The sequence below is a fragment of the Pseudomonas sp. R151218B TE3479 genome (assembly GCF_053629195.1).
The window spans coordinates 5135717-5149005 of sequence record NZ_JBRJHV010000001.1; the positions used below are offsets into that span (position 1 = coordinate 5135717).

Genomic DNA, 13289 nt, shown 5'->3' on the forward strand with positions numbered 1-13289 from the left:
CAATTCCTGTGGGAGCGAGCTTGCTCGCGATGGCGTCGGATCAGCAGCATTGATGTTGACTGGCTCACCGCTATCGCGAGCAAGCTCGCTCCCACAGGGGTTTGCTTGTGTCCGAGAGACTTTTCTGCGCGCAAAAAAACGCCCCGAACCAGTCGGGGCGTTTTCAAGGCGCGGCGGCTATCAGTAAGCCTTGCCGGTCTTGTAGAAGTTCTCGAAGCAGAAGTTCGTCGCATCGATGTAGCCTTCGGCGCCACCGCAGTCGAAACGCTTGCCCTTGAACTTGTAGGCCATGACGCAGCCGTTCTGGGCCTGTTTCATCAGGGCGTCGGTGATCTGGATTTCGCCGCCCTTGCCTGGCTCGGTCTGTTCGATCAGGTCGAAGATGTCCGGGGTCAGGATGTAGCGACCGATGATCGCCAGGTTCGACGGTGCGTCTTCAGGCTTTGGTTTTTCAACCATGCTGTGAACACGGTAAATGTCGTCGCGGATCATTTCGCCGGCAATCACGCCGTACTTGTTGGTTTCCTGCGGATCGACTTCCTGGATCGCCACGATGGAGCAGCGGAACTGCTTGTACAGCTTGACCATCTGGGTCAGCACGCCGTCGCCTTCGAGGTTGACGCACAGGTCGTCCGCCAGGACCACGGCGAACGGTTCGTCGCCGATCAATGGACGGCCGGTCAGGATCGCGTGGCCCAGGCCTTTCATTTCGGTCTGGCGGGTGTAGGAGAACGAGCACTCATCCAGCAGTTTGCGGATGCCGACCAGGTATTTTTCCTTGTCGGTGCCTTTGATCTGGTTTTCCAGCTCGTAGCTGATGTCGAAATGGTCTTCCAGCGCGCGTTTACCACGGCCAGTCACGATGGAGATTTCAGTCAGGCCCGCATCGAGGGCTTCTTCGACGCCGTACTGGATCAGTGGCTTGTTCACCACCGGCAGCATTTCTTTGGGCATGGCTTTAGTCGCTGGCAGGAAGCGAGTACCGTAACCGGCTGCTGGGAACAAGCATTTCTTGATCATATAAGTCCTTGAAAAGGCGGTGTGTACGAGTTTCGGCGCAGTCTAATCAGGCGACGGGCACCTTACAATGCCCGCACTGGCCAACCGGTGCCATCATAGAGAAATAAAAAACGGCGGATAGTTCAATCGCCTTTCGTTTCGATGGCAGCAGCGGTCCACTGTACGCCAGTGAGCGCTGTTTGCGAGCATTTGACGTATCATGGCGTCCTTGATCACGCCAATTGAGGCAGTTAGATGTCGGCAAGAAACGCAAACGGTTATTCGGTCAGCCAGGGCAAGGACGGCCAGTGGTGGATTATCAACTACCACGGCGAGCAGGTCGCCGGTCCCTTGCCTAGCAAGGCCATGGCAGTGGAAGTGGCTGCGGTATTCCAGGACGAACGCGCTGCCCCAGCGACGAATGAACGCGAAAGCGCACCCGCACGCAGCCCCCGCCGCAAGAAATAAACAGACCGGCCTCTAGTAAATGCCACCCGGGCATCGAACGAGGCTGGTTTAGCTGTACCGCAATGGCCATTCGCTATAATCTCGCCGTTGCCCTTTCCTCCTCGATGACGATCCCATGAAGACACTTCTGGCGCTGTTTACAGTCCTGGCCCTGGCGGGCTGTGCCTCGGCCGAAAAAACCTATCTCGATAATGGCGAGCAGGGCTTGGCCATCGACTGCTCGGGCGAGGCCAATTCCTGGGCGACTTGCTATGAAAAGGCCGATGCGTCCTGTGCCGGCACCGGCTACCGCATCGTCGGCACCGACGGCACGCCCCAGGCCAAGGAAAGCGAGAAGACCCTGGGCGTCGACGTCGGCAACTTCAGCAGCCGCAGTGTCGTGGTGGTCTGTAAATAAGCGAGTGTCCTGTATTGGCGATACAGGACACTAGATGTGAATCTCGGCGGTCTTGATGCCCAGCCCGCGTATGGTCTCGATCAGGTCATCGAGTTGGCTGAAGGACTCGACTTCGTCCTGCTCATCCACCAGGAAAAAACTGCGCCCTGCGCTTTTCTTGAAGAACACGACCCATTCGCCCGGGTTCGCCGGGTTCTGAATCACGTGGGTGGCATAAATAAGGCCTTCTGCATGGCGCTCGCGCACCTGCTCGCGTTTCATCGACTGACTCCATGAATGACAATGCCGCCAACGTTGACCGTGGCGGCATTTTTTGTCGAGGGCGCCAGTCTATCCGATGGCCGCCCGCTCGTCAGGCGCTGACGGTGTTCAGCCGGAAATACAGGCGTTGGCCGCATCCTGCACGTCGCCCGGACGCACCGGCACGTTGGACATGCTTTCGTGCAGCTTGATGCTGCTGCCACTGGAACGCTCGTCAATGTCGAACACCGCCGCCGGCAGGGTCGACAATTTGCCCGGGACGATCAGCCGCACGCCGTTCTTGTGCGGCTCCATTTGCAGCGAGCCGCGGCTGCTGGCCAGCTTGTCGGCAACGCACTTGGCATATTCGTGTGGTTTCTTTCCGGAGATGACGCTCATGGTGGGAGGCGTCTGGTTGATGTCCGATACCGATGCACATCCACTCATGGCCAATGCCAACACCCACACGCTGCGCTTCATATGTTTCCTCCAATAAAGATCCTCCGACAGTGCTGACGCCGTTTTGCTCCGGTGCCGCACCGCTTTTTTTTCCCCGCCACCTGCGATAAATGAACAAAGCCTGAAGCGCGGGCCGGATATTAACACTCGAGGCTGATAAACTGCGCCCCATTGCCCCTTGCTATCGTTTTGATTTTGTAGAAAAAGCCCTTCTGGAGGCGCCCATGAAATTCATTCACCAGCGCGAGCACCTGAACGAAGACGACATTGTCGTCATCGAATGCTCCCAAATGTGCAACATCCGTTTGATGAACGACGCCAACTTCCGCAGCTTCAAGAACGGCGGCCGGCACACCTATCACGGTGGCGCGTTCGATACTTTCCCGGCCAGGATCACGGCGCCGAGCACCGGTTTCTGGAACATCACCATCGACACCGTCAATCGCCGTGCAATCAGCGTCACGCGCAAGCCGACCCTGACCCACAAGATCAAAATCATCCGGCGTTCCAGCTCGAAACTGAGCTGAGCATCGCCCTTTCAAGAAAGGCAAAACCGTGGCCCAGACGACCAAATACGTCATCAAGTACAAGCTCAACGGCGAACGCCGCTTCGAATTCGCGCAGCTGGAAACCGGCACCGAGGAAGAAGCCCGGGCCGCGTTGCAAAAGCTGCATGGCGAAACCGACGATGTGATCAGCGACATCGGCGTCAGCAAAGCGCTGTGAAGACTCACCCTGATAAGTTTTTGTGGCATCAAGGTGGGCACAATGCTTTTGTGGCGAGGGAGCTTGCTCCCGCTGGACGGCGAAGCCGCCCCAATTGTCTGGTGCATTCTTGCAGGCAGACCGCGCTGGCAGGTTTTACGACTGCTGCGCAGTCGAACGGGAGCAAGCTCCCTCGCCACAGGGATTTGTCGTGCCTGCTGACGGGAGCGACTCAGGACATTGATGCATCGCAAGAACCGGAGTGCTGACCAACGAAGCACTCCCCAGACTGACCAATCCTTTGCACCCAGGATTGTCATCATGCCCACTCCCCCGCATCTGCCCTCACTGACCCAACGAATAAATCACTTGGATGGGGCGGCCCTGGAACACAGCCTCGAGCAGGACGGCAGCGCGCTCATCCGCAACCTGCTGCCCGCCACGCAATGTCGAATGCTCAGCGGTTTATACGCAGAGAGCGGGCTTTTTCGTTCCCGGGTGATCATGGCCCGCCACGGATTCGGGCGCGGCGAGTATCAGTATTTCCGCTATCCGCTACCGGACCTCATCCAACAGCTGCGTCAGGCGTTGTACCCAATGCTGGTGCCGCTGGCGAACCGCTGGAATGAATGCATGGGTCTTGAAGGGCGATATCCCGACCAGCACGCCGACTTCATCCAACGCTGTCACGCTGCGGGACAATCGCGTCCGACGCCCTTGTTGCTGCAATACGGCCCACAGGACTACAACTGCCTGCACCAGGATCTGTATGGCGAGCAGGTGTTCCCCTTGCAGGTCGCGATCCTGTTGTCGGAACCGGGCCAGGACTTTACCGGCGGCGAGTTTGTCCTCACTGAACAGCGCCCGCGCATGCAGTCGCGGCCCCAGGTCATCGATCTGAAACAGGGCGACGCCGTGGTATTTGCCGTGCACCAACGGCCAGTCAAAGGCGTTCGCGGTTATTATCGGGTGAACATGCGCCATGGCGTCAGCCGCGTGCACAGCGGCAGACGGCACACCTTGGGAATCATTTTTCATGATGCGCAGTAACGACACACCGATCACATTGGACCTGTTCGCCGACCAGGCGCCCACCACACCCGGCCAGATCGAACAGATTGGCCAACAATCCTTCGTGCTGCGCGGGTTCGCCTTGCCCTGGCTCGAACGTTTGCTGCCGGCGCTGGAAAGCGTCCTGCAGGCTGCACCGTTCCGGCAGATGGTCACGCCCGGTGGCTTTACCATGTCGGTGGCCTTGAGCAGCTGCGGCGCGCTGGGCTGGACCACCGACCGCAGCGGCTATCGCTACACCGCCCATGACCCGCAGACCGGCCGCCCCTGGCCCGACATGCCGGCGGTGTTTCGCGAATTGGCCCAGGCCGCCGCCCGGCAGGCGCAGTTCGAGCATTTCGAACCCGACAGCTGCCTGATCAACCGCTACGTGCCCGGCGCGCGGATGTCGCTGCACCAGGACAAGGACGAACGCTCCCTCGCCGCGCCCATCGTCTCGATCTCCCTGGGCTTGCCAGCGGTGTTCCAGTTCGGCGGCTTCGAGCGCAGCGACAAGAGCCTGCGCATCGCGCTGCTCCATGGTGACATCGTGGTCTGGGGCGGCGTGGACCGGTTGCGTTACCACGGTGTGCTGCCGCTCAAGGAAGGACAACACCCGCGCCTGGGCACCCAGCGGATCAACCTGACGTTTCGCACCGCCGGATGAAGGTGCAGAATTCAACCGCAAGACCCGGAGTGTCGTCACTTGGCTGGCTCGCTACTGTAGGCAAAACGGGCCAATGGAATAACGACCATGAACAGCACTTCGAACAATCTTGCCCCTGAACTGGATCCTCGCTGGGCCGCCGTGCTCGCCCGGGATCCGCGCGCCGACGGGCAATTCGTCTATGGCGTGAAAACCACCGGCATCTATTGCCACCCCAGCAGCCTGTCGCGCCTGCCCAACCCGCGCAACGTCGAATTTTTCGACACGCCGGAACAGGCCCAGGCCGCCGGCTACCGGCCCAGCAAGCGCGTGGCCCGGGACCAGACCCAGATCGCCGCCCAACAAGCGGCCCGAGTCGCGGCGGCCTGCCGGCAGATCGAGGCGGCCGAGGAACTGCCAGGCCTGAATGAGCTGGCCGCAAGCGCCGGCTTGAGCCCCTTCCACTTTCATCGGGTCTTCAAGGCAGTCACCGGCCTGACGCCCAAGGGTTACGCTGCCGCCCATCGTTCACGCAAGGTGCGCGAACGTTTGGCCGATGGCGGCACGATCACCGAGGCACTGTACGACGCCGGTTTCAACTCCAACAGCCGCTTCTATGAAGCGGCCGACAAAGTGTTGGGCATGAAACCCGCCGACTACCGCGCCGCCGGGCAGAACACCGACATCCGTTTCGCCGTCGGCCAATGCTCCCTCGGGGCGATCCTGGTGGCGCAAAGCGAGCGTGGTGTGTGCGCGATCCTGCTGGGAGACGACCCCGACGCGCTGGTGCGGGACCTGCAGGACAAATTCCGTCGAGCCAACCTCATTGGCGCCGACCGGGAATTCGAGCAGTTGATCGCCCAGGTGGTGGGCTTCATCGAAGCACCGGCCCTGGGCCTGGACCTGCCCTTGGACCTGCGCGGCACCGCCTTTCAGGAACGGGTCTGGCAAGCGTTGCGGGACATTCCACCGGGCAGCACCGCCAGCTACGCCGAGATCGCCCAGCGCATCGGCATGCCCAAGGCCGTGCGCGCCGTGGCCCAGGCCTGCGGCGCCAACAGCCTGGCGGTGGCGATCCCTTGCCACCGAGTGGTGCGCAGCGACGGCAACCTGTCGGGCTATCGCTGGGGCGTGGAGCGCAAGCGTCAGCTGCTGGCGCTGGAGCGCTCGGCCGGGGACTGAACGCCGATGTAGATCGCCACCGAGTCGGGGCCGCTGTAGACCTCGAAATCGGTGGTGAAGCGGCGCAGTGTTTGTGGGTTATCCGCGAAGTAGGCCCAGATCAGGCCCCAGGTCTGGATCACGCAATCGGGCATCGGCCCCTTGGCCGAAAACACCAGGTAATCCCCGCCCTCGATGTCCACGGCGGGGTAACCGGCGCTCGTCGCATCCACCTGTACGCCGGCCGTCACGTCGAAGTAGCCAGTGGCGTCGGACTCGTAGTTGGAATACACCCCGTAGACGAACGACTCCGACTGCCTGGCCGGGATGCTGTCGAACAACCCTTCGTTGAAGAACTGCTGCCACATCGGGCCGATCCTGGCCGTGTCGGGCTGCTGCTCGTCGGCGTTGCGAGTGTGCACCTGCAAACCGGCCACGGTGAAGGGTTCGACGGTCTTGAGTTTCACGTCCATGGGTCAGGCTCCTTGATGTATGAAGCCCGCATGGTAACCCTCCCATCGGCGGGATCAAGTTGCGACGAGCGATTGAAAAACTCGACTGGCCCTCGCCGGCCCACACCTGCTAAAAACGCTGTTTCTTTCTGCCGTCGGAGACCCGCACATGAGCCAGTGGCCAGACACTCGCCTTCTTGATCTGCTCGGTATCGAGCTGCCCATCATCCAGGGGCCACTGGCCGGGGTGACCGGCCCGGCCATGGTGGTCGCGACCTGCAATGCCGGCGGGCTGGGTTCGATGCCGGCGGCGATGCTCGATGTCGAGCAGTTGCGCCAGGCGCTGACGACCATCGGCGAACAGACCGATAAGCCGTTCAATGTGAATTTTTTCTGTCACCAGCCGCCGGCCTTCGACGAACAACGGGCCGAGACCTGGAAGCAGCGGCTCAAGCCGTATTATCAGGAACTGGGCGTCGACTTCGACGCACCGACCCCGGTCTCCAACCGCACCCCCTTCGATGATGCCGCCTGCCGGGTGTTGGAGGAGATGCGTCCCAAAGTGGTCAGTTTCCACTTTGGCCTGCCGGAAAAATCTCTGCTGGACCGGGTAAAGGCCACCGGGGCGAAAATCCTTTCGTCGGCCACCACCGTCGAGGAAGCCATCTGGCTCGAACAGCACGGTTGCGACGCGATCATCGCCATGGGCTATGAAGCCGGGGGGCATCGCGGGATGTTCCTCAGCGACGACCTCAACACCCAGGTCGGCCTGTTTGCCTTGCTGCCGCAGGTGGTGGATGCGGTGAAGGTACCGGTGATCGCCACCGGCGGCATTGGCGATGCGCGCGGAATTGTCGCGGCATTCGCCCTGGGCGCCTCGGCGGTGCAACTGGGCAGCGCCTACCTGTTCACCCCCGAGGCGAAAATCAGCGCGTCCCATCACCGGGCGTTGCGCACGGCCAAGGAAAGCCAGACCGCCGTCACCAACCTGTTCACCGGCCGCCCGGCCCGGGGCATCGTCAACCGGGTGATGCGCGAAGTGGGTCCGATGAGCCCGCTCGCGCCGGCATTCCCCTTGGCAGGCGGCGCGTTGATGCCATTGCGCGCCAAGGGCGAAGCGGACTTCAGCAACCTCTGGGCCGGTCAGGCGTTTCCCTTGGGGCGCGAGCTGTCGACAGCCGAGTTGACCCGGCGGTTGGCTGAAGAAGCGTTGGCCCGATTCAACAATTAGGGGCGGTCCTGACAGTCGTCATTGCCTGTCAGGCCGCCATCGCGAGCAAGCTCGCTCCCACAGAGATAGGGGCAACCGGCAAATCTGGACACATCGCCGGACCTGTGGGAGCCAGCCCGCTCCACAGGGTTGCGAGGTGAACATAAATCCCGCAATCACCTCCGCCCCCTGTGGGAGCGAGCTTGCTCGCGATGGGGCCAGCCCTCGCCCCTAGCTGCCCAGGCAAAATGCCACGTTCCGTTTGCCGGCCATTCGCTATATATTCCGGTATATAGCGAACCTGACCTTACGGAACCTGACCTATGCGCCCCGCCCGCTTCGCGCCGTTGTTGCTGACCACGCTCTTTACCGTTGGCACCGTCCAGGCTGCCGAGGTGCAGGTGGCCGTCGCCGCCAATTTCACCGCACCGATCCAGGCCATTGCCGCCGATTTCGAAAAAGACACCGGTCACAAACTGGTGACGGCCTACGGCGCCACCGGGCAGTTCTACACCCAGATAAAGAATGGCGCGCCGTTCGAAGTCTTCCTCGCCGCCGACGACACCACCCCGGCCAGACTCGAAAGCGAAGGCGACACGGTCAAGGGCTCGCGCTTCACCTACGCTGTCGGCACCCTGGCGCTGTGGTCGGCCAAGGCCGGTCATGTCGACAACCAGGGCCAGGTCCTCAAGCGCAACGACTTCCAACACCTGTCCATCGCCAACCCGAAAACCGCGCCCTACGGCCTGGCCGCGACCCAGGTGCTGGACAAGCTGAGCTTGACCGACCAGGTCAAAAGCAAGCTCGTCGAAGGCCAGAACATCACCCAGGCCTACCAGTTCGTCTCCACCGGTAACGCTGAACTGGGCTTCGTCGCCTTGTCGCAAATCTACAAGGACGGCAAGGTCACCAGCGGCTCGGCGTGGATCGTCCCGGCCGAACTGCATGACCCGATCAAACAGGACGCGGTGATCCTCAGCAAGGGTCGGGACAACCCCGCCGCCGTGGCCCTGGTGGATTACCTCAAGGGCCCGAAAGCCGCCGCCATTATCCAAGCCTACGGTTACCAACGTTAAATGCCACTGACCAGCGCCGACTACGCCGCCATCTGGCTGACCCTGAAACTGGCGTCCTTGACCACGGTGATCCTGCTGCTCATCGGCACGCCCATCGCGTTGTGGCTGTCACGCACCCGCTCCCGGTTGCGCGGGCCGGTGGGGGCAGTAGTGGCGTTGCCGTTGGTGCTGCCGCCCACGGTGATTGGCTTTTACCTGCTGCTGGCATTGGGGCCGAACGGCTGGATCGGCCAGCTCACCCAAGCCCTCGGGTTGGGCACCCTCACCTTCAGCTTTACCGGGCTGGTGATCGGCTCGGTGATCTATTCCATGCCGTTTGTGGTGCAGCCGTTGCAAAACGCCTTCGCGGCCATCGGCAGTCGCCCCCTGGAAGTCGCCGCCACCCTGCGAGCCGGGCCTTGGGATACGTTTTTCAGCGTCATCCTGCCCCTGGCCCGTCCTGGTTTCATCACCGCGGCGATTCTGGGTTTCGCCCACACCGTCGGCGAATTCGGCGTGGTGCTGATGATCGGCGGCAACATCCCGGAAAAAACCCGGGTGGTGTCGGTACAGATCTACGACCATGTCGAAGCCCTGGAATATGCCCAGGCCCACTGGCTGGCGGCGGCGATGCTGGTGTTCTCATTCCTGGTGCTGCTGGCCCTGTACTCCAGCCGCCGAACCCGCGCCGGTTGGAGCTGATCGATGATCAACGCGCGCTTGCAACTCGACCACGGCGCCTTCTCGCTGGACCTGGATGTGCAACTGCCGGGCCGTGGCGTGACCGCCCTGTATGGGCCTTCCGGCTCCGGCAAGACCACTTGCCTGCGCTGCATCGCCGGGTTGGAGCGGCCGGCCCGGGGCTTTATCGAGGTCAACGGCCACGTGTGGCAGGACAGCGAGCACGGCGTGTTCGTGCCGCCCCACAAGCGGCCAGTGGGGTATGTGTTCCAGGAGGCGAGCCTGTTCGCCCATCTGTCGGTACGGGCCAACCTGGCGTTCGGCCTCAAGCGCATCGCGCTGGCGCAACGGCGGGTGGACATGGACCAGGCCACCGATCTGCTGGGTATCGGGCACTTGCTCGATCGCCAGCCGCACAACCTCTCCGGCGGCGAGCGCCAACGGGTGGGCATCGCCCGAGCCTTGCTCACCAGCCCGCGGCTGCTGCTGATGGATGAGCCGCTGGCGGCCCTCGATACCCGGCGCAAAAACGAAATCCTGCCTTATCTGCAACGACTCCACGATGAGCTGGACATCCCGGTGCTGTATGTCAGCCATTCCCAGGACGAAGTGGCGCGCCTGGCCGATCACATCGTGCTGCTCGACGCTGGCCGCGCGCAGGCCAGCGGCCCCATCGGCGAAACCCTGGCCCGGCTCGACCTGCCATTGGCCCTGGGGGATGACGCCGGGGTGGTGATCGAAGGCAAGGTCAGCGGCTATGACCCGGCGTACCAATTGCTGACCCTGAACCTGCCCGACAGTCAACTGAACGTACGCGTGACCCACATGTCCCTGGCCCTCGGCCAGCCGCTGCGCTTCAAGGTCCAGGCCCGGGACGTCAGCCTCAGCCTGGCGAACGATGCCCAGACCAGCATCCTCAACCGTCTGCCGGTCACCGTGGTCAGCGAACAGGCCGCCGACAACGCCGCCCATGTGCTGGTCCGCCTGGAAGCCGCCGGCACTCCGCTGCTGGCGCGCATCACCCGCTATTCCCGAGACCAGTTGAAACTGCGACCGGGGCTGGTGTTGTGGGCGCAGATCAAGGCGGTGGCAGTGTTGGCGTAGTCTCCTTGTGGGAGCGAGCTTGCTCGCGATGACGGCGGTACATCCAACATTGATGCAAGCTGATTCACCGCTATCGCGAGCAAGCTCGCTCCCACAGGGGTTGCGGGCAACCGCAGAATCTTGGCACGACCGCAACGGGCTGCGGTCAATCGATCACAGGCCACCGGATTCGCTGCCAAGGACTTTCTTCATGCCCGACACCCTGCCGCCGGATGCACTGCCGGCCGACCTGCATTACGTCGACGACACTGCCCCCGGCATCACCCGCAAGAAATTGCGTGGCAAGTTCTGTTACTTCGACCCGCAGGGCCAGCGCATCACCGACGCGGCCGAGATCCAGCGTATCAATGCCCTGGCGGTGCCGCCGGCCTATACCGACGTCTGGATCTGCACCGACCCCCGAGGTCATCTCCAGGCCACCGGGCGCGATGCCCGCGGGCGCAAGCAGTACCGCTACCATGCGCGCTGGCGAGAGGTGCGCGATGCAGACAAGTATTCGCGGATGCTGGAATTCGGACGTGCCCTGCCGCGCCTGCGCCAACGCCTGGAAGAAATCCTCGCCACGCCCGGTTTCAGCCGCGACAAAGTCATGGCCACGGTCATCACCCTGCTGGACATGACCCTGATCCGCGTCGGCAACCCCCAATACGCCCGCGACAATCGCTCCTACGGCCTGACAACCCTGCGCAACAAACACGTCGAGATCAACGGCAGCGCCATCGCCTTCCAGTTCCGTGGCAAAAGCGGCATCGAGCACCAGATCACTGTGAAGGACCGTCGCCTGGCGCGGGTCATCAAGCGCTGCCAGGAAATTCCCGGACAGAACCTGTTCCAGTACCTGGACGAACACGGGGAGCGTCACTCCATCAGTTCTTCGGACATCAACGCTTACCTCAAGACCCTCACCGGCGCCGACTTCACCGCCAAGGACTACCGCACCTGGGCCGGCAGCGCAGCCGCTCTGGCCGGGCTGCGGGCACTGCGTTGGGAAACCGAGACCGAAGCCAAGAGACACGTCACCGAGATGGTCAAGCAGGTCTCCCGACAACTGGGCAACACACCGACCGTCTGTCGCAAATGCTACATCCACCCGGCGGTGGTGGAAGGTTTCCTGCTCGGCGCCCTGAAGGCATTGCCCAAACCCCGGGCCCGCAAAGGCCTCAGCGAAGAAGAAGCCGGATTGACGCTATTCTTGCAGCGGATGACACAAGCCGCCGAGGCATGTGAACAGGCGCAATCGGTTTAACGCGATTCGCCCGTAACACGCCAAGAAGGCGGAACATCGGCAGACCACCGGACTCCCAATTTTACGGCACGACCACGCGCAGACTTCAAAAGGGTGAAATCGACAGGAGCTTCAGATGTCCGAACACATTGTCCATTTCCATTGCCAGATCGATCAGGGCACCACGGAACGCTTCCGGGACAATTGCCTGGAAGCCATTGAAAAAGGCGCCGACTCGCTGATGCTCAACCTCTCCACCGTCGGCGGCAGCACCAACTTCGGTTTTACGCTCTATACCTTCATCAAGTCCCTTCCCGTTCCAGTGCGAGCCGTAAACGCCGGCAACATCGAGTCGATGGGCATCGTCATGTTTCTCGCCGCCAGCGACCGCACCACCACGCCCCACTCACGCTTTCTAATCCACCCGATGAACTGGTACTTCGGCCAGAAATCAGTGGACCATTCCCGCTTGCGCGAATACCTCTCCAGCCTCGACAACGATGTGGCGCGGTATGTGGAGATCTACGTCAAGGAAACCGCCGGCGCCGCCACCCAACTGGATATCTTCAAGTGCCTGTGTGCCGAGGAACGGGTGATCCCAGCGGAAAACTCCCTGGCCTTCGGCATTGCGCACCGGGTCGAGCAGGTGGTTTTTCCAACGGATGCCAAGCATTGGAAAGTCAGCGGCGGCGAGGACTGAGTTGCGTGCTGGCGCGACAACAAGCACAAACAAACAGGTCCCCGCCTCGTGTTTATAAACACTTCAGACCTGTACAACTTCAAGCGAAGCGGCTGTATAAGTTTTTACTCAATCGGTGACCATTCGTCGCCAGCGAAACGCTTTTATTAAACTTCCTTCGCCACTTCCCTTTCACAACTAATGCGAGGCACGTTGCTCGCTTAACCACAATGAGGATTCTCGAAATGGCTAATAGCGGAAACAAAAACCCAGGCAACTTCGCCAACGATCGTGAGAAAGCATCGGAGGCCGGCAAAAAAGGCGGGCAGGCTTCGGGCGGCAACGCCGGTGATCGCCAAAAAGGCTCTGACACCAGCCGCAAAGGCAGCCAGGGCGGCGGCAGGAAGTCGTAATCCGCAATACCGTTGGGGCGCACTCCTGCTGCGCCCTGGCGCTTAATCCAATGAGGTCAAGCATGGGCAGTCATGATCGCTTCATCGTCAGTTTCATCGCCAATGGGCAACCGGACAATCGTGTACTGCAGGCCGATACGCAGACACTCAATGCCCGTGAAGCCGAAGCCCTATTGAAGATAACCTTCGACGAACTCAAGGACGTTGAGTTGAGTGATATACAAGTTCAAAAAAGAACCCGTCCCAATGAAGAAGAACATGGTGTTCCAGGACATTTCAAACAGCCCTAGTCAATTTTTCTATTTATTGTTACCTGCGCTCCTAAGCACCACTTCCAATTTATTC

General features: G+C 61.5%; 19 protein-coding genes. 15 read left to right on the forward strand and 4 right to left on the reverse strand.

Annotated elements, in window-relative coordinates; translation table 11 throughout:
- Nucleotides 1-180: 180 nt before the first annotated feature.
- On the reverse strand, nt 181-1020 hold the full coding sequence (galU, locus tag AB7M32_RS21975; protein WP_003182953.1) for a UTP--glucose-1-phosphate uridylyltransferase GalU: 840 nt from the start codon (nt 1018-1020) through the stop codon (nt 181-183).
- A 234-nt stretch (nt 1021-1254) separates the two neighbouring features.
- On the opposite strand from galU, the gene AB7M32_RS21980 reads away from it, so the two are divergent.
- Both AB7M32_RS21980 and AB7M32_RS21985 read left to right on the forward strand, forming a co-directional pair.
- Nucleotides 1255-1467 (forward strand): hypothetical protein, encoded by a 213-nt coding sequence (locus tag AB7M32_RS21980; RefSeq protein WP_072411522.1) that lies wholly within the window; start codon nt 1255-1257, stop codon nt 1465-1467.
- A gap of 115 nt (nt 1468-1582) precedes the next feature.
- Nucleotides 1583-1864 carry a hypothetical protein gene (locus AB7M32_RS21985; protein ID WP_053122949.1) on the forward strand — a complete coding sequence of 94 codons (282 nt, stop codon included), beginning with the start codon at nt 1583-1585 and terminating at the stop codon, nt 1862-1864.
- A gap of 30 nt (nt 1865-1894) precedes the next feature.
- Here AB7M32_RS21985 and AB7M32_RS21990 read toward each other — a convergent pair whose 3' ends face one another.
- Together AB7M32_RS21990 and AB7M32_RS21995 are read right to left on the reverse strand one after the other, a co-directional pair.
- Nucleotides 1895-2125, reverse strand: a complete 231-nt coding sequence (locus AB7M32_RS21990) for a hypothetical protein (protein ID WP_072411518.1) — start codon at nt 2123-2125, stop codon at nt 1895-1897.
- Between the two features lie 108 nt (nt 2126-2233).
- Nucleotides 2234-2584 carry a hypothetical protein gene (locus tag AB7M32_RS21995; protein WP_053122953.1) on the reverse strand — a complete coding sequence of 117 codons (351 nt, stop codon included), beginning with the start codon at nt 2582-2584 and terminating at the stop codon, nt 2234-2236.
- Between the two features lie 203 nt (nt 2585-2787).
- On the opposite strand from AB7M32_RS21995, the gene AB7M32_RS22000 reads away from it, so the two are divergent.
- The 5 genes from AB7M32_RS22000 (at nt 2788) to ada (ending at nt 6146) form a co-directional block, all read left to right on the forward strand.
- Nucleotides 2788-3090: a DUF1883 domain-containing protein gene (locus tag AB7M32_RS22000; RefSeq protein WP_003182962.1), complete on the forward strand. Its 303-nt coding sequence runs from the start codon at nt 2788-2790 to the stop codon at nt 3088-3090.
- A 28-nt stretch (nt 3091-3118) separates the two neighbouring features.
- Entirely contained in the window at nt 3119-3289 is a 171-nt protein-coding gene (locus AB7M32_RS22005; protein ID WP_170866872.1) for a hypothetical protein, read from the forward strand.
- A gap of 300 nt (nt 3290-3589) precedes the next feature.
- Entirely contained in the window at nt 3590-4318 is a 729-nt protein-coding gene (locus AB7M32_RS22010) for a 2OG-Fe(II) oxygenase (protein WP_454251351.1), read from the forward strand.
- Nucleotides 4305-4985, forward strand: coding sequence for a DNA oxidative demethylase AlkB (gene alkB / locus AB7M32_RS22015; protein WP_454251352.1), 681 nt, complete (start codon nt 4305-4307; stop codon nt 4983-4985). Before AB7M32_RS22010 ends, alkB begins: the two co-directional genes overlap by 14 nt.
- An 87-nt stretch (nt 4986-5072) precedes the next feature.
- Complete coding sequence (gene ada / locus AB7M32_RS22020; RefSeq protein WP_454251353.1) at nt 5073-6146, forward strand: bifunctional DNA-binding transcriptional regulator/O6-methylguanine-DNA methyltransferase Ada; 1074 nt, start codon at nt 5073-5075, stop codon at nt 6144-6146.
- Here the strand turns inward: ada and AB7M32_RS22025 are convergent.
- Nucleotides 6110-6598, reverse strand: coding sequence for a GyrI-like domain-containing protein (locus tag AB7M32_RS22025; protein ID WP_072411510.1), 489 nt, complete (start codon nt 6596-6598; stop codon nt 6110-6112). The two genes, ada and AB7M32_RS22025, sit on opposite strands and share 37 nt — an antisense overlap.
- 148 nt (nt 6599-6746) lie before the next feature.
- Here AB7M32_RS22025 and AB7M32_RS22030 point away from each other — a divergent pair, with 148 nt between their 5' ends.
- The 8 genes from AB7M32_RS22030 to AB7M32_RS22065 all read left to right on the forward strand — a co-directional run bounded on the left by AB7M32_RS22030 (nt 6747) and on the right by AB7M32_RS22065 (nt 13234).
- Complete coding sequence (locus tag AB7M32_RS22030; RefSeq protein WP_454251354.1) at nt 6747-7808, forward strand: NAD(P)H-dependent flavin oxidoreductase; 1062 nt, start codon at nt 6747-6749, stop codon at nt 7806-7808.
- 302 nt (nt 7809-8110) lie between these two features.
- Nucleotides 8111-8863 (forward strand): molybdate ABC transporter substrate-binding protein, encoded by a 753-nt coding sequence (gene modA, locus AB7M32_RS22035; RefSeq protein ID WP_454251355.1) that lies wholly within the window; start codon nt 8111-8113, stop codon nt 8861-8863.
- The gene (modB, locus tag AB7M32_RS22040; protein ID WP_072406617.1) at nt 8864-9544 is read left to right on the forward strand and encodes a molybdate ABC transporter permease subunit; all 681 of its coding nucleotides are present in this window, start codon (nt 8864-8866) and stop codon (nt 9542-9544) included. It abuts the gene before it with no gap.
- 3 nt (nt 9545-9547) lie between these two features.
- Nucleotides 9548-10627 carry a molybdenum ABC transporter ATP-binding protein gene (gene modC, locus AB7M32_RS22045; protein WP_454251356.1) on the forward strand — a complete coding sequence of 360 codons (1080 nt, stop codon included), beginning with the start codon at nt 9548-9550 and terminating at the stop codon, nt 10625-10627.
- Nucleotides 10628-10817: 190 nt separating this feature from the next.
- The gene (locus AB7M32_RS22050) at nt 10818-11873 is read left to right on the forward strand and encodes a DNA topoisomerase IB (RefSeq protein ID WP_454251357.1); all 1056 of its coding nucleotides are present in this window, start codon (nt 10818-10820) and stop codon (nt 11871-11873) included.
- Nucleotides 11874-11988: 115 nt separating this feature from the next.
- Nucleotides 11989-12552, forward strand: coding sequence for an ATP-dependent Clp protease proteolytic subunit (locus tag AB7M32_RS22055; RefSeq protein WP_092196664.1), 564 nt, complete (start codon nt 11989-11991; stop codon nt 12550-12552).
- A gap of 224 nt (nt 12553-12776) precedes the next feature.
- Nucleotides 12777-12944 carry a general stress protein gene (locus AB7M32_RS22060; RefSeq protein WP_454252186.1) on the forward strand — a complete coding sequence of 56 codons (168 nt, stop codon included), beginning with the start codon at nt 12777-12779 and terminating at the stop codon, nt 12942-12944.
- 62 nt (nt 12945-13006) lie between these two features.
- The gene (locus tag AB7M32_RS22065) at nt 13007-13234 is read left to right on the forward strand and encodes a hypothetical protein (RefSeq protein ID WP_072406626.1); all 228 of its coding nucleotides are present in this window, start codon (nt 13007-13009) and stop codon (nt 13232-13234) included.
- Nucleotides 13235-13289: the final 55 nt, after the last annotated feature.

Coding starts and splice junctions, on each gene's coding strand:
- modB (WP_072406617.1), top strand. CDS start 8,864: ATGCCACTGACCAGCGCCGACTACGCCGCCATCTGGCTGACCCTGAAA.
- AB7M32_RS21995 (WP_053122953.1), bottom strand. CDS start 2,584: ATGAAGCGCAGCGTGTGGGTGTTGGCATTGGCCATGAGTGGATGTGCA.
- alkB (WP_454251352.1), top strand. CDS start 4,305: ATGATGCGCAGTAACGACACACCGATCACATTGGACCTGTTCGCCGAC.
- galU (WP_003182953.1), bottom strand. CDS start 1,020: ATGATCAAGAAATGCTTGTTCCCAGCAGCCGGTTACGGTACTCGCTTC.
- AB7M32_RS22000 (WP_003182962.1), top strand. CDS start 2,788: ATGAAATTCATTCACCAGCGCGAGCACCTGAACGAAGACGACATTGTC.
- ada (WP_454251353.1), top strand. CDS start 5,073: ATGAACAGCACTTCGAACAATCTTGCCCCTGAACTGGATCCTCGCTGG.
- AB7M32_RS22060 (WP_454252186.1), top strand. CDS start 12,777: ATGGCTAATAGCGGAAACAAAAACCCAGGCAACTTCGCCAACGATCGT.
- modC (WP_454251356.1), top strand. CDS start 9,548: ATGATCAACGCGCGCTTGCAACTCGACCACGGCGCCTTCTCGCTGGAC.
- AB7M32_RS22065 (WP_072406626.1), top strand. CDS start 13,007: ATGGGCAGTCATGATCGCTTCATCGTCAGTTTCATCGCCAATGGGCAA.
- AB7M32_RS21985 (WP_053122949.1), top strand. CDS start 1,583: ATGAAGACACTTCTGGCGCTGTTTACAGTCCTGGCCCTGGCGGGCTGT.
- AB7M32_RS21990 (WP_072411518.1), bottom strand. CDS start 2,125: ATGAAACGCGAGCAGGTGCGCGAGCGCCATGCAGAAGGCCTTATTTAT.
- AB7M32_RS22050 (WP_454251357.1), top strand. CDS start 10,818: ATGCCCGACACCCTGCCGCCGGATGCACTGCCGGCCGACCTGCATTAC.
- AB7M32_RS22030 (WP_454251354.1), top strand. CDS start 6,747: ATGAGCCAGTGGCCAGACACTCGCCTTCTTGATCTGCTCGGTATCGAG.
- AB7M32_RS22025 (WP_072411510.1), bottom strand. CDS start 6,598: ATGGACGTGAAACTCAAGACCGTCGAACCCTTCACCGTGGCCGGTTTG.
- modA (WP_454251355.1), top strand. CDS start 8,111: ATGCGCCCCGCCCGCTTCGCGCCGTTGTTGCTGACCACGCTCTTTACC.
- AB7M32_RS22055 (WP_092196664.1), top strand. CDS start 11,989: ATGTCCGAACACATTGTCCATTTCCATTGCCAGATCGATCAGGGCACC.
- AB7M32_RS22010 (WP_454251351.1), top strand. CDS start 3,590: ATGCCCACTCCCCCGCATCTGCCCTCACTGACCCAACGAATAAATCAC.
- AB7M32_RS21980 (WP_072411522.1), top strand. CDS start 1,255: ATGTCGGCAAGAAACGCAAACGGTTATTCGGTCAGCCAGGGCAAGGAC.